We start from the raw sequence: 13,573 nt of genomic DNA, 5'->3' as shown, positions 1-13,573 counted from the left end.
ACCGAGTCGATCGCATGAGCATGGAGGGTCGCGGCGATCAGCAACGAAGCCGACAACCGCGCTGAGCAGACATCCACGACCGGATCGTGCCCGCGCACCGGAACTGTCGGTCACCGCGTTTACCCTGTTGGCGAGGTTCGGAGAGTGATGAGCAGTGATCGGGTAGTGGCACGAGCCGCACGGCTGCGTCGGTTGCGCGACGCCGACGCCGGCTTGGCCCTGCTGCGCGCCGACCTGCTGCCCGTGCTGGTGGCGGTGCTCGCCGAACGCTTCACCGGCACCCGCCGCAGTTGGCCGTCGGCGGAGTTCCTCGAGTTGCTCGCCGACGACCTGGACGTGTTGCGCGACGCCGGCTTCGACCTGCCCCGCACTGCCCAGGACTACCTGTCGGAGTGGGTGCGGCAAGGGTTTCTGATCCGCCGTGCCGGCGAGGCCCGCGAAGAGATCATCGAGCCGTCGCCGGCTACCGCCCGCGCCCTGCGATTCGCGACCGACCTTGAGTCGCCGCACTCGGCGGTCACTTCGTCACGCCTCAGCAACCTCGCCGAACTTCTGAACCGGCTGGCGATGGACACCGACCCCGAGCAGGCGTCCAGGCTGGAGAACCTGCAACGGCAACGTGACCTGTTGGACGCCGAGATCGCTGCCGTCGAGGCCGGGCGCTACACCCCGCTGAGCGACGATCTCGCCCTGGAGCAGTTGACCGAGATCGTGCATCTGGCCGCCGAGATTCCGGACGACTTCGGACAGGTCAGCGCGGCACTGGAAGAGCTCAACCGGGGGCTGCGGGAACAGATCATCGGCCAGTCCGGGTCGCGCGGCGACATTCTCGACGAGGTGTTCGCCGGGGTCGACCTGCTGGAGAACTCCGAGGCCGGGCGGACCTTTGCCGCCTTCCACTCCTTGGTGCTCGACCCCGAGCAGGCGGTCGCCCTCGATCAGGCGGTCGACAGCGTGCTGTCGCGTGAGTTCACCGCGGCGCTGACCCGCGACGAGGTGGTGTTCTTGCGCCGGCTACTCACCACCCTGCAGCGCGAGAGCACCAGCGTGCGCCAGGTGATGACCGGGTTCTCGCGCAGCCTGCGGCGCTTCGTCGAGACCCACGCCTACCGGGAACACCGGCGGCTGGCCACAGCGCTGGGGCAGGCTCAGTCGGCGGCCGTGGCGGCGTCCAGGGTGGCCCGGCTGTTCGACCCATCCGGGTACGTGCTCGATTCGAGTTCGGTGCCGATGCGCTCGATCAGTTCGTGGGGCCTGCACAACCCGGCCGACGTCCGCACCGCCCAGCCGGTGACCGAGCACGTCGCCGCGCCGCTCGATCTGGCCACGCTGCGGCGCCAGGTGCGCGAGAGCGAGATCGACTTCGCCGAGCTGCGTGGTGCCGTGGTCGATGTGCTGCAGCGCCGACGGGTGGCGAGCATCGCCGACGTGCTCAGCGAACATCCGGCCAGCCAGGGGCTGGCTTCGGTGGTCGGGCTGCTGTTGCTCGCCCACAGCGCCGGCAGCCGGGCCGACGGCGTCGAGAACCTCACCTGGCGTGGGGTGACCGGTGCTCCGAGATCTGTCAGTGTGGCCCGCTACGTTTTTCACGATGTTCCCGACGAGTGGAGAACGGCATGAACGCGCGCCGCGCCTACGACGACATCCTGCCTGCTGCCCAGCGTGACGAGACCGACGCCCCGGCGGCCCCCGGGGGTCTTCCCGAATCGACCAGCCGTGCGTTGGTGCAACTGCTGCAGGGCCCCTACCTGATGCGCGAGCGGCACCCGAAGCTGTGGCCGGCGCTGCTCGCCGACGAGCCGGTGATCAGGCAGCGGCTGGCCGACCTGTTCCTCGACCTCGTGATCGACACCGATGCCGGGCTGGCTTTCGTCCGCAACCGCAACGACCTCGAAGGCGATCTGCCGAAGGTGATCCGCAGCACCCCGCTCACCCTGATCGACACCGCCCTGGTACTGCACCTGCGTGACCTGCTGCTGCGGGCCGAGGCATCCGAGGGCCGGGTCTTCGTCGGCCGCGACGAGATCGACGACCACCTCGGCGTGTATGCGGCCGCCAGCAGCACCGACCGGGTCACCTTCGCCAAACGGGTGAACGCGTCGGTGGAGAAGCTGAAGAAGAACTCGGTGCTGCTCAGCTCCGCCGAGGAGGGACGCTACGAGGTCTCGCCGATCTTGGCCATGGTGTTCGACGCCGACCAGGTGTTGGCCGTCGCGCGCGAACTGCGCGCCCTGGCCGGGGTCGCCGAACCCGGCGACGATGGCGATCTGACCAGGGCAGGCGGTGCAGCATGAATTTCGACGGTCAGCACCGGCTGCGGCGGGTGCAGTTGGTGAACTGGGGCACGTTCAACGGCGCCTTCGACCTCGCGGTGCCCCGCTCGGGGCTCCTGGTCACGGGCCCGTCAGGGTCGGGTAAGTCGTCGTTGTTGGACGCACTGGCGGCGGTGCTGGTGCACCCGAAATGGCTGCAGTTCAACGCCGCCGCGCAAGAAGGCGGGGTCACCGACCGAGCCCGTTCGCTGCTGTCGTACGTGCGCGGTGCCCATAAGCGTGAAGCGGACGCCGAGAGCGGCGAGGTCGCAACCGCCTACCTGCGGCCGGGCGCCACCTGGAGCGGCATCGCGCTCACCTTCGACGACGGTGACGGCCGGCTGACCACGCTGATCCGGTTGTTCCATCTGGCCCGCGGGGCGAACGCCGTCACCGACGTGAGTTCGCTGTTCGTGCTGGCCGACGAGGCTGTGGAGCTGCTCACGCTCGCCCCGTTCGCCCAGAACGGGTTGCAGCAGCGCCAGTTGAAGGCGGCCCACCCCACCTGGCCGGTCGCCCCCACCTACCCGCCGTTCGCGGCCCGGTTGCAGCGCCGGCTCGGGTTGGCCTCCGACCAGGCGCAACGGCTGCTGCACAAGACCCAGTCCGCCAAGAGCCTGACCAGTCTCGACACGCTGCTGCGCGAGTTCATGCTCGACGCGCCCGACACCTTCGAGTTGGTGCAGCAGGCGATCGCGCAATTCCAAGAGCTGGCGGCCGCGCACTCCTCCGTCGTCGACGCGCGGCGCCAGGTCGAGACGCTGCACCCGTTGCAGCAGATCGCCGTCGAGCACGGCGAGCTGGAGTCGCGCCAGGCCGTCCTCGCCGAGGAACAACTGCATCTCGACGCCGTCAGGCTGCACCTGCAACTGCAGCGCTCCGCGGCGCAGGAGCAACAGCTCGCTGACACCCTCACTGGCCTGGAAATCGAGGTGCAACGAGCCGACGCCGCCCTGGCCGAGCGGCGCCGCGACCGTGACACCGCCAAGAGCGCCGTAGACGGACTGGGCGGTCAAGAACTCACCGCCCTGGAGCGCGACGCCGACGACCAGGCACAGCGGCTGGAGCGGGTCACCCGGCAACGGGCCCGGGCCGAGCAACTCGCGTCCGGCTGCGGACTGACCCTGCCCGACACGGCTGCGGAGTGGAGCGCGTTCCAGGCGACCGTGTCGGCACGGCTGGCAGAACTGGCCGAGACCACCGAGCAGAAAGAGCGACGCTACTCGTTGAGCGGGGCGCACGCCGACGCGCAACAGCAGCTTCGGCGGCTGCAAGCCGATCTCGACAGCCTGAACCGCCAAGGATCGACCATTGAGCCCGGCCTGCTGGCGCTTCGCGACGACCTGTTGCGTTCAACCCGGGTGCCGCGCGAGCGGCTGCCGTTCGCCGGCGAGTTACTGGCTGTGCATGCCGAGCACGCCGAGTGGACCGGCGCCATCGAGCGGGTGCTGTACTCGTTCGCCCGCACCCTGCTGGTGCCGGACGACCTGTACCCACACGTGAGTGAGCTGATCGAACAGCGACATCTGGGCCTGCGGCTGCGCTACGACCGGGTGCCGTCTTCGTATCGCGAGGCCGGCACCCCGTCCGATTCGCGCTCGCTCACCCTGCGGCTGGACGTGGTCGACTGCGAGTTCGCCGGCTGGCTGCGCGCCACCGTGGCCACCCGATTCGACTACGCCTGTGTCGGCTCGGTGGCCGAACTGCGTGCCGTGCAGCGCGGGGTCACTCGAACCGGGCAGGTGCGGCATTCGGCCACCCGGCACGAGAAGGACGACCGAACCAAGGTCGACGATCGCCGATTCTGGGCGCTCGGCTCATCCACCGATGCCAAACGAGACGCACTGCAGACCGCGATCGCCGAGGCGCAGGAGGCCGAGCAGGGCGCCCGCAACCAACGCGACCACGCCGAGCAGCGTCGTGACGCCAGGCAGCAACAGGCTGCCGAGCTCGACCAGTTGGCCAGCATGGAGTGGCCCGAACTCGACCGCGCCGGAGTGGCCCTCCAGCTCGAGCAGACCCGTGCCCGGGCGGCCAGGCTGCGGGCCACCAATGCCGACTTGGCGGCTGCACTGAACGCCTTCGAGGTGGCCGAATCCGCGGTCAGGCAAGCCGAGAAGCTGCAACGCAGCCTGCTGGAGGAGCAGTCCGGGGTGCGGCACCGGTGGAGCGCCCTCACCGAGCGTCGTGCACGTTGGAGCGAGGAACTCACCCCGCTGCCGCCGGTGCCGCCGGCAACGCACGCCGCCCTGACCACTCGGTTCGCCGAGGCGTCCGACGAACCGGACGTCGCCGCCCGCGCAATCGCCCACGACCTGGCGTCGGCCGCCCAGAAGGTCACCGCACGACTCGAGCAGAACCATCGGCGCACCGAGCGGATCATGCAGGACTACAAGCAGAACTGGCCCGCCCGCGCCGCCGACCTGGCCATTCAGGCCGACTTCCTGCCCGACTACCTGACGATCCTGGAAGCCCTGCGTGCCGACCGACTGCCCGAGTTCGAGGACCGCTTCTTCGACCTGCTGCAGAGCCAGTCCCGCAACAACATCGGAGCCATCGCGCAGGTGCTGAACAACTCCCGCCGCGAGATTCGCGAACGCGTCGATCCGATCAACGCGTCGCTGCTGCGCACCGAGTTCGCCCCGGGCAGGCATCTGCACGTGCGGGTCGACGACCGCCGGCTGCCCGAGGTGACCGAGTTTCTGCGCACGCTGGCCGAGATCACCTCCGGTTCGCTGGAGGATGCCTTGGGCTCTGACCTGAGCAGCGAGGCGCGCACCGCCGCCGAGCAGCGATTTGTGGTGCTACGCGATCTGCTCACCCGGCTGGCCTCCTCAGAGCCGATCAATCAGCGCTGGCGCAACCAGTGCCTCGACACCCGGCTGCACGTGCAATTCGTCGCCGAAGTGCGCGACGGCGACGGCCGGGTCGTCGACCTGTACACCGGCGCCGGCGGCCTGTCGGGCGGCGAACGGCAAAAGCTGGTGGTGTTCTGCCTGGCGGCGGCGCTGCGCTATCAATTGGCCCGCGACGGTGACGACCAACCCAACTACGGGCTGGTGGTGCTCGACGAGGCGTTCGACAAGACCGACCCGGCGTTCACCCGGGCCGGGCTGGACGTCTTTCGCAGCTTCGGCTTTCAACTGGTGCTAGCCACCCCGCTGAAGATGCTGCAGACCCTGGAAGATTACGTCGGCGGTGCGGCGGTGGTGCTCAACGAGCCGGGCGTCGGGTCACGGTTCGAGGTGATGCTGTTCGAGGACGCCGAGCAGACCCAGCGGATCCCGAGCGACGGTGCACGGGTCGACTCAACCGAGCCTTCCGGCAGCCATCTGTCCGCGACCCAACCGACCCTGGGCGAACCGTCCGATGCCCAACCCACCCTGAGCGAACCATCCGACGCCCAACGGCCCCCCGGTCAGCCAACCTTGGATGGGCACCAGGAGAATCTGGTGTGAGAACCGTGGCCGACCTCAAGGCCTGGGCCGTGACCAAGTATCGGGCCGGTAATCGCCGCTGGCTCGGCAGCGACGACCTCGGCGCAAGCCTCGAACTCGGCTATCCCTTGCAGCCACCGACCGAGACGATCGCCGTCGCCGACACAGCCGCCGTGATCCGCTGGGTGGGCGCCTGGAGGACGGCCACGCTCCCGCCCGGCGTCGACATCGCCTGGCGCCAGGTGCGTTGGCGCAGCCTGGGCACCCAACAGTTGCCTGCCAGTGTGACGGTGCGCGGCGCGGACGCCGTGGCGGCTCTGGCCGGCGCGTCGACCCCCTGGCGCAGGCTGTCGGGGGTCAGCGAGCGGCTGCGTGCGCGCTGGCCAACCGCCGCAATGGCCGAAGCGCTGCCGGGCCTGGTGGCTGCCCTGCTGAAGCTGAGCGATGACGACGAGACGCGGCTGTGCGCCGTCGTGGAGTGGTTTCTCGACCACCCCGAGTCGGGTCTGTTCGGCCGCCAGCTACCCGTCGAAGGGGTCGACACCAAGTGGCTGGAGCGGCACTCGACGCTGGTCAAGCGGTTGGTGGCCGCGCATACCGGCAGCACCGACCTCGGCCTGCGGCACGAGGCTCGCCGGTTCCGGGTCAGGGTGCTGGATTCCGCCATCGCCGGCGAACTACTCGACTTCAACGCCCCGACCAGTGAACTCAGCCGTCACGACTGGCGTCCGCGCTGGGTGCTGATCTCAGAGAACCTACAGACCGCCGGCCGCCCTCGAACCGATGCCCGGCGTCATTGCCGTGCACGGCAACGGCCTGGTGGTCACCGAACTCGCCGCCGTGGCGTGGATCGCCGGCTCGCGAGTGCTCTACTGGGGCGACCTCGACAGCCACGGCCTGGCCATTCTGGGCGAGCTGCGGGCCGTGCTGCCGCAAACCGAGTCCGTTCTGATGAACACCGAGGTGCTCCAGCGCTTCGCACACCTCGCCGTCGCCGATCCGACGCCCAGACGTGGTGCGATCGGGCACCTCACCCCCGGCGAGACCCGGGCACTGGAGTGGTTGCGCGAGGGTGATCTGCGGCTCGAGCAGGAGCGCATCCCCTGGCCCTACGCGGCGGCCGCGATCAGCCAGGCCATGGGGGTGGGGCAGGACTCCAGCGGCAGCCGGGTCAGATGATTGGGCCCGGCCACGAACCGAGCCATCCACGATCGGCCAGGCGCTGTGCACAGGACCCTGACGCACAAGGTCCAGCGATTGCTGAACCAGCTCCCTGGTCATCGAATCCGCAGAACCGGGCTACCCCCCCCCCGGTCGCGGCAGCACGGATCTCGGGTGACGAGGCCCCGCTCAGTCGTTCACACCGACGAATGGCTGATCGACCCGCGAGGCGCGCACCACCTGGTGAATGAACTCCAGCTTGCGCGCCACCGGTACCGGAATGTGAAACGGGTACAGGTCGCCCTTGCCGACGGCGTGGTTGGCCCGATTCAGCAGGTGCGAAACCCACTGCCAGTCGTCCAGGGCCTCGCTGAAGGGCGCATCGGCGTACGACATCCGCGGGGTCACCTCGTGATCGAGCAGGGCCGTGCGCTCCGGGTTCAGCTCCAAACCGCCGGCGGCCACGATGGTCAGCGTCGCCTGAATGTGCAGGTAGTGAGCGAAGGTCTCGGCGAAGTCCTCCCACGGGTGCATGGTGGCGTATGAGCTGATGTAGCTCTCGGCCCAGTCGCCCGGCGCTCCCTGCTTGTAGTGCCGGTCGATGGCGTCGCGGTATGAGGCGGTCTCGTCGCCGAACAACGCGCGGCAACGGTCGAGCAACTCGCCGCCAGGCGCTTCGACGAGTTGCCACTGGTAGTAGTGGCCGACCTCGTGGCGAAAATGCCCAAGCATGGTCCGGTACGGCTCGTCGAGTCGAATGCGCATGCTTTCGCGGTAGTCATCGAGCGATTCGGCAAGGTTGATCGTGATCACCCCGTTGGCATGCCCGATGATCACCGAACCCTGCCCCGGTGATTTCGACGACAGCAGGTCGAACGCCAGCCCACCCTCGCGCACCCAGTGCGGCACCACGGGCAGCCCCAGGGTGGCGAGGTCGCGCAGCAACCGCCGCTTCGACTGCCCCGTGCTGGCCAGCTTCGCCCGGGCCACCAGGTCGTCGGGGTGAGGGCTGCGGCGAGTCAGCCGGCACGAGTAGCACGACATCGCCGACGACCCCGACGGAACCGCCCAGTTGCACTTCCACTCGCGTTGGTCGCATGGACGGTGCGTGGTCGCCGTCAGCGGCAGGGGGCGAAAACCGTTCGGGTCGAACATGACGGGGGTGCTGCAGGTGGGGCACTCAAGTGACTCAAGCCACAGGGCGCTGGAGCACTGCAGACATTGCAGAATGGGCACGGGTTCAGGCTAGTGCGGAGGCTGGCTCCATGGCGAAGACGCGCTCAGGTGGGGCGCTCGCGGAGGAATGTGCGTATTGATCTGCGCGCTGCCCGCCCTTGTGTCACAGCGCGCAGCAATGAGCGTTATGGCCACCGCCGCAACAAGCCATAACGCTCATTTCGCCGCGGGAAGGTCCCAGGTCGGCGGGGGCCATCGCGAAAACGCGCGTATCTCCGCGGGCACGCGGCCAGGCCGGATCAGGTCAGGCCGGGTCAGGTCAGGTCAGGTCAGGCCGCGCCACGCCGGGCCGGGCCGGGTCAGGTCGCGCCGGGCCGGGCCGGGTCGGGTCGGGCCGGGCCGGGTCAGGTCGCGCCGGGCCGAGTCAGGTCAGGTCAGGCCGCGCCACGTCGGGCCGGGTCAGGTCGGGCCGCGCCACGTCGGGCCGGGTCAGGTCGGGCCGCGCCACGTCGGGCCGGGTCAGGTCGGGCCGCGCCACGTCGGGCCGGGTCAGGTCGGGCCGGGTCAGGTCGGGTCGGGTCAGGTCACAACCTGCCCTGGGATGAACACCTGCCACGTCCCCTCCCGCCAGGATCAACACCCGCCCTGCGCCCAGCGGGCCGACACCCACACTGCACTCCAGTGGCCCAGCACAGCGCCGCACCCGGGCACACTGGGGGCATGGATTGGTGGGGCATCGGGGTGATCCTGGCCGTCGGCATCACGGTCGTCGCGTTCGGCTACCTCGACGATCGTCGTAAGACCCGCGAGCGCGACGCGGCCATGGCGGCGCCGCCCCAGCGCGACATCCCCCGCTTCGAGCCGACGCACAGCACCCCGGAGTACCTCAACGAACTGACCGCGCGGCAGCGTCCGCACAAGCTGGCCAGTACCGACCTGAGCGAGTTGACCCGCACCGACCTGAAGGCGGCCCAGGCGTCCGCGGCCAGCGTCGCCGCGGGTATTGCCACGACCAGCTTTGTCACAGATGGCCCCACGGGCTGGGCGGTCGCGACCGATCCGGTCGTGGCGGTGCTGAGTGGCCGGGTCGACACGGTGCGCGAACTGCTGCCCCTGCTGGAGCGTGCGCAGTGCGCCAAGCGACCGCTGGTCTTGGCAGCCCCGGGGTTCAGCCCCGAGGTGCTCGACACCCTGGCCGCCAACACCGTGCAGGGCAAGCAGCAATGCCTGCCAGTGGTGGTGAACGCCGAGCAGGCCGAACGGCTCAGCGCCCTCACCCTGGCCCGCCCGCTCTCACACAGCGACCTGCAGGCGGGTTGGCTGCCCGACGAAGCGTTGGGCAGCATCGACACCTGGCTCAGCGATCGCACCACCAGTTGGCTGATCGCCTATTGAGCTCGCCGCTGGCGCTTCGGCGAGACGCACGCAACCTCGGAGACCCGAGAGATATCTCAAGTAACGCTCAAGGTGTCTTCAGGTTCAGCGGCTGGCACCTGACGCCGCCACTCCGCTTCCCCGCCCCGTGCCCTTACGCGTAGCCGAGTTCGTCCAGGCGCTCGTCGTCGATGCCGAAGTAGTGGGCCACCTCATGCCACACCGTGATGCGCACCTCGTCGACCACCTGCCGCTCGTCGTCGCACAGGTCGAGAATCGCGTCGCGGTAGATGACGATGCGGTCGGGCAGTACGCCCGAGTACCACGAATCACGCTGCGACAAGGGAATACCGTCGTAGAACCCGAGCAGGTCGGGGTCGGGCTCGGCAGCCCGGGGTTCGATCACCAGCACGCAGTTCTGCACCAGGGCGGCCAGGTCGGTGGGTATCTGCGCGATCGCCTGATCGACCAGTTGGTCGAACCGTTCCTCGCTCATCGAGACGGGCATGCAGCCACTGTAGACAACTGAGTGCGACTACAAATCACATCGTTGTCGTTTTTGCGATCCACCCGGCGTGTCGACTTGCCTCGGCGCCACAACCCAACCTTCGGCGTTGTTGCCGGCGCGAACCCGTGCGTAGAGTCCTGCGCATTCTGAGGCCGTTGTGACGGCTGCGACGAACCGGGCAGCGGTCGTCCGATCAAATGACTGGGGAGTGATCGAAACCAATGGGTCAGCGGACGAGCGCCACCACGCGCACGCTCATCGCGGTCGTGACGAGCGTGGCGCTGAGCTTCAGCCTGGGCGGCCTGCTGATCGCCGGATCCGCCAGCGCGGCCGTGGCGTACGTGGCGACCGGAGCGGTCAACGTGCGTTCGGGCCCCGGCACCTCGTACTCGGTGCTGGGCGTGCTGCACCTGGGCGACTCGATCAGCGGCACGAGCACGAGCAATGGCTGGGTGCAGGTCACCTTCGAGGGAGCCAATGCCTACGTGTCGGCCAGCTACCTGAAGCAGTCGGCCACCGCCACCGCCACCGCCAGTGCCACCACCACGACCGGCACCGCCGGCACCAAGGTCACCACCGCAGACCTGAACCTACGCTCGGGGCCGAGCCTGGAGGCGTCGGTGGTGAAGGTGATCGCCAAGGGCACCACGGTGAGCACCACCGGCACGGTCACCGGAACCTTCGCCCAGGTGACCATCGACGGCGCAACCAACTGGCTCTCGACCAAGTACCTCGCCGACGCGGCGACCACGACCCCGGCCATCGCCTACCGGGCGGTGACGACCGCGGCGCTGGCCATGCGCGCCACCCCCCAAATCGAAGCCAAGTCGGCGGGCACACTGAAAGCCGGCTCGACGGTGTCACTGACCGGCACGCATTCCGAGAGCTACTCACAGATCGTCAACGACGGGGCGGTGCTGTGGGTGCTGACGGGCTACCTGAACACGGAGGGCCAGGGGACCGACGTGCCGGTGCTGCCCACCTCGGCAGGCAAGCGGTACGTGGCGGTCGACGAGGTGAACATTCGCGCCACCTCGGCATCGGACGGCAAGGTGGTCGGCTCGGCGACCGAGGGCACGGTGCTGACCATCACCGGCAAGACGGCCAGCAGCCGCAGCGAGGTGATCTACAACGGGGAGCGCCGCTGGGCCTACTCGTCGTACCTGTCGAAAACCCAGCCGAGCGCATCGTCGAGCACCAGCGACGGCGGCAGCCTCGGCAGCACCAGCCTCGACCGCACCAACGCCTACATTCACGTGATCGTGCGCGAGATCAGGGCCGAGTTCCCGCAGATCAAGACCATGTACGGCTGGCGCATGTACAGCGCGTACTCGTCCGACCACCCGAGCGGACGGGCACTCGACATCATGATTCCCAAGTACAAGACGTCGTCGGGCATCTCGCTCGGCAACAAGATCGCCCGCTACCTGCAAGACAACTACAAGCGGCTGCACGTGCACTACCTGATCTGGCGGCAGCGGCAGTGGAACGTCGAGCGCAACACCAACCCCACCACCGGCTGGCGCAAAATGTCGGACCGGGGTGGCGCCACCGCCAACCACATGGACCACGTACACGTGTCGGTCTACGCACCGTGACCTGATTGCCCACCAATCAGCGCGCCCGCCGTTGGTCGAGCGTGTCGAGACCACTGGCCAGCGAGCGCACGCTGACGACCACACGCTCAGTAATTTCCGGCCCGTTCAGGGGACGGTTCTCATTGGTTCAGGGGACGGTTCCTAACGGTTCAGGGGACGGTTCCCAATGGTTCAGGGGACGGTTCCTAACGGTTCAAAGGTGCGGGATGGTCAATCTGAAACCAGTTGGAGAAGACAAGTCACACCACTGCTGACTAGGTCTTTCATCCAGCATCCCGAACAGGATTCGAACCCGCACCGCCCCCTCGAAAGGGTGCTCCGTGGCACCTTCGGTGCGTTCATGGCGTTCACTTGAGCGCCTAGTAGTGTGTCGTGTCTAAATATTTTGGTATAGGTGTCGGAGTTTGATGCGGGCGTCGTTTGTCGTGAACTGCCAGTCGACTTGCCGTTGGTCGTCGTTGGTCGCTTTCTGCCAGGCGGCGAGTTCGGCGTTGAGGACGTCGAGGTCGTCGATGCGGCGGGTGAGGCATTGCCGGCTGAGGGCGGACAGCTCGATCTCGGCGATGTTGAGCCAGGAGCCGTGCTTGGGTGTGTAGTGGATCTCGAGCCGTTCGGCGAGAGCGCGGGCCTTCGCGGGCTCGAACGCCTCGTAGAGCGAGCCGAGGGTATGGGTGTTGAGGTTGTCCATGACGAGGACGACGCGTTCGGCGTCGGGGTAGTCCATGGTCAGTAGCCGGTCCACGCCCGCGGCCCAGTCGATCCGGGTCCGCCGCGGCTTCGCGTCGACGTGGCGGTGTCCGGCGAGCGGCTCGACCCAGACGAAGATCGAGCAGGTGCCGTGACGGACGTACTCCGAGTCCTCTTTGAGATCGTGGCCGGGGCGCGCCGGGATCGGGTCACGAGCGTGGCCGAGCAGCTGGTACGGCTTCTCGTCCATGCACACCACCGGCACTGCCGGGTCGAAGGGCCGGTGGTAGACCTCCAGAACATCCTCCATCCGCGCCACGAACTCGGCGTTGGCTTTCGGCGGGATCGTCCAGCACTTCTTTAAGTGAGGACGAAGCCCCCCTTTTTCAGGGCCCGCCCAATCGTGGAGTGATCCAGAGGCGGCAGCCCGTCGGTAAGGGCCACGTGTTTCTCCAGCAGCCGCAACGACCACCGGTCGAACCCCTCCGGCGGTCTCGTGCACGCCAGCGCGATCACCCGCGCCTCGACATCCCCGGTCACCTTCGGTGGCACCGGCGGCGTGACCCGTTTGCGACGGCGAATCACCTCATCGGCATCCCCACCGGACTCGACGAACCGCTTCGCGATCAAATACACCGTCTGCTCGGACACCCCGACACGCTCCGCGACAACCCGCCGACCCGGCACGACCCTCGCGTTCTCATCCAGCTCAAGCAGAACCCTCGCCCGCGCAATCATCCGCGCCGGATGCGTCCCCCGCGACACGACCCTCGTCAACTTCACACGATCCTCAGCCGTCAACGCGACGACATGATCCTTCAGCCTGGGCACGATACGACTCCTCCCGATCAAGCATCAATCAGGACAAGCCAATCCCACCCATTACCAAACCATTAGGAGCGACACTCCACTAGTGAGAGCACTCCGTTCGAGGTCTCGACAAGCTCGACCAGCGTTCCCTCAATATGCCCTAGGGCCAGAAACGGCATCCCCAACGGGATTCGAACCCGCGCTGCCGCCTTGAAAGGGCGGTGTCCTAGGCCGCTAGACGATGGGGACCTGACCGCTCAACCATACCGGCCCCGGCTTGGCACGCCCAAACGCGTCTGGTCTGGTCGGGTGTGCCGCTACCTCCCGGTTCGAAGGGGGCGTCCGGGTCAAGTCCGGAGGCGACTGAGCGAGAGGTGGGTCGTGTGGCTGAACCGTTGGGAACCGTCCCGTGAGCCGACGAGAACCGTCCCACATCCGGCATGAGCGGCACATCCCGCACCATCAGCAGGTCGAGGACGGCCCCTGCCACAGCTCGATCGCAATCAGGTT

The 13,573-nt window shown here is 68.1% G+C and carries 11 protein-coding genes, 1 tRNA gene and 1 pseudogene; 7 read left to right on the top strand and 6 right to left on the bottom strand.

Going from position 1 to position 13,573, the window contains the following annotated elements:
* Positions 1–147 precede the first annotated feature (147 nt).
* From QM721_RS05540 to QM721_RS05520, 5 genes and pseudogenes are all read left to right on the top strand, one after another.
* A complete protein-coding gene (locus QM721_RS05540; protein WP_415119787.1) occupies positions 148–1,620 on the top strand; it encodes a DUF3375 domain-containing protein in 1,473 nt (490 codons plus the stop codon).
* Positions 1,617–2,294: a DUF4194 domain-containing protein gene (locus QM721_RS05535; protein WP_415119785.1), complete on the top strand. Its 678-nt coding sequence runs from the start codon at positions 1,617–1,619 to the stop codon at positions 2,292–2,294. The genes QM721_RS05540 and QM721_RS05535 overlap by 4 nt, the downstream gene beginning before the upstream one ends.
* Positions 2,291–5,770, top strand: coding sequence for an ATP-binding protein (locus QM721_RS05530; protein WP_415119783.1), 3,480 nt, complete (start codon positions 2,291–2,293; stop codon positions 5,768–5,770). The genes QM721_RS05535 and QM721_RS05530 overlap by 4 nt, the downstream gene beginning before the upstream one ends.
* Positions 5,767–6,276 (top strand): annotated as a pseudogene (locus QM721_RS05525) (DUF3322 domain-containing protein); the annotation flags it as partial. The gene QM721_RS05530 and the pseudogene QM721_RS05525, both read left to right, overlap by 4 nt.
* Before the next feature lie 256 nt (positions 6,277–6,532).
* A complete protein-coding gene (locus QM721_RS05520) occupies positions 6,533–6,928 on the top strand; it encodes a Wadjet anti-phage system protein JetD domain-containing protein (RefSeq protein ID WP_415119781.1) in 396 nt (131 codons plus the stop codon).
* 171 nt (positions 6,929–7,099) lie between these two features.
* On the opposite strand, the gene QM721_RS05515 is transcribed toward QM721_RS05520, so the two are convergent.
* The gene (locus QM721_RS05515; RefSeq protein ID WP_415119779.1) at positions 7,100–8,146 is read right to left on the bottom strand and encodes a putative zinc-binding metallopeptidase; all 1,047 of its coding nucleotides are present in this window, start codon (positions 8,144–8,146) and stop codon (positions 7,100–7,102) included.
* Positions 8,147–8,510: 364 nt separating this feature from the next.
* Positions 8,511–8,702 carry a hypothetical protein gene (locus QM721_RS05510; protein ID WP_415119777.1) on the bottom strand — a complete coding sequence of 64 codons (192 nt, stop codon included), beginning with the start codon at positions 8,700–8,702 and terminating at the stop codon, positions 8,511–8,513.
* Positions 8,703–8,806: 104 nt separating this feature from the next.
* Here QM721_RS05510 and QM721_RS05505 point away from each other — a divergent pair, with 104 nt between their 5' ends.
* Complete coding sequence (locus QM721_RS05505; RefSeq protein WP_415119776.1) at positions 8,807–9,481, top strand: hypothetical protein; 675 nt, start codon at positions 8,807–8,809, stop codon at positions 9,479–9,481.
* A 133-nt stretch (positions 9,482–9,614) separates the two neighbouring features.
* On the opposite strand, the gene QM721_RS05500 is transcribed toward QM721_RS05505, so the two are convergent.
* Positions 9,615–9,968 carry a metallopeptidase family protein gene (locus QM721_RS05500; protein ID WP_415119774.1) on the bottom strand — a complete coding sequence of 118 codons (354 nt, stop codon included), beginning with the start codon at positions 9,966–9,968 and terminating at the stop codon, positions 9,615–9,617.
* A gap of 221 nt (positions 9,969–10,189) precedes the next feature.
* Here QM721_RS05500 and QM721_RS05495 point away from each other — a divergent pair, with 221 nt between their 5' ends.
* Positions 10,190–11,566: an SH3 domain-containing protein gene (locus tag QM721_RS05495; protein ID WP_415119772.1), complete on the top strand. Its 1,377-nt coding sequence runs from the start codon at positions 10,190–10,192 to the stop codon at positions 11,564–11,566.
* A 376-nt stretch (positions 11,567–11,942) separates the two neighbouring features.
* On the opposite strand, the gene QM721_RS05490 is transcribed toward QM721_RS05495, so the two are convergent.
* The 3 genes from QM721_RS05490 to QM721_RS05480 all read right to left on the bottom strand — a co-directional run bounded on the left by QM721_RS05490 (position 11,943) and on the right by QM721_RS05480 (position 13,312).
* The gene (locus QM721_RS05490) at positions 11,943–12,572 is read right to left on the bottom strand and encodes an IS630 family transposase (protein ID WP_415119770.1); all 630 of its coding nucleotides are present in this window, start codon (positions 12,570–12,572) and stop codon (positions 11,943–11,945) included.
* A gap of 41 nt (positions 12,573–12,613) precedes the next feature.
* Entirely contained in the window at positions 12,614–12,904 is a 291-nt protein-coding gene (locus QM721_RS05485; RefSeq protein ID WP_415117914.1) for a helix-turn-helix domain-containing protein, read from the bottom strand.
* Between the two features lie 335 nt (positions 12,905–13,239).
* A tRNA-Glu gene (locus tag QM721_RS05480) sits at positions 13,240–13,312 on the bottom strand.
* Positions 13,313–13,573: the final 261 nt, after the last annotated feature.

Source organism: Micropruina sp. (genome assembly GCF_047602085.1).
Lineage (GTDB): Bacteria > Actinomycetota > Actinomycetes > Propionibacteriales > Propionibacteriaceae > Micropruina.
This window is presented reverse-complemented; position numbering and strand designations above follow the sequence as displayed.

Bases quoted from the DNA above. Each gene is read 5' to 3' on its own strand.
- QM721_RS05530 (WP_415119783.1), top strand. From the start codon at position 2,291: ATGAATTTCGACGGTCAGCACCGGCTGCGGCGGGTGCAGTTGGTGAAC.
- QM721_RS05540 (WP_415119787.1), top strand. From the start codon at position 148: ATGAGCAGTGATCGGGTAGTGGCACGAGCCGCACGGCTGCGTCGGTTG.
- QM721_RS05495 (WP_415119772.1), top strand. From the start codon at position 10,190: ATGGGTCAGCGGACGAGCGCCACCACGCGCACGCTCATCGCGGTCGTG.
- QM721_RS05535 (WP_415119785.1), top strand. From the start codon at position 1,617: ATGAACGCGCGCCGCGCCTACGACGACATCCTGCCTGCTGCCCAGCGT.
- QM721_RS05500 (WP_415119774.1), bottom strand. From the start codon at position 9,968: ATGCCCGTCTCGATGAGCGAGGAACGGTTCGACCAACTGGTCGATCAG.
- QM721_RS05505 (WP_415119776.1), top strand. From the start codon at position 8,807: ATGGATTGGTGGGGCATCGGGGTGATCCTGGCCGTCGGCATCACGGTC.
- QM721_RS05520 (WP_415119781.1), top strand. From the start codon at position 6,533: ATGCCCGGCGTCATTGCCGTGCACGGCAACGGCCTGGTGGTCACCGAA.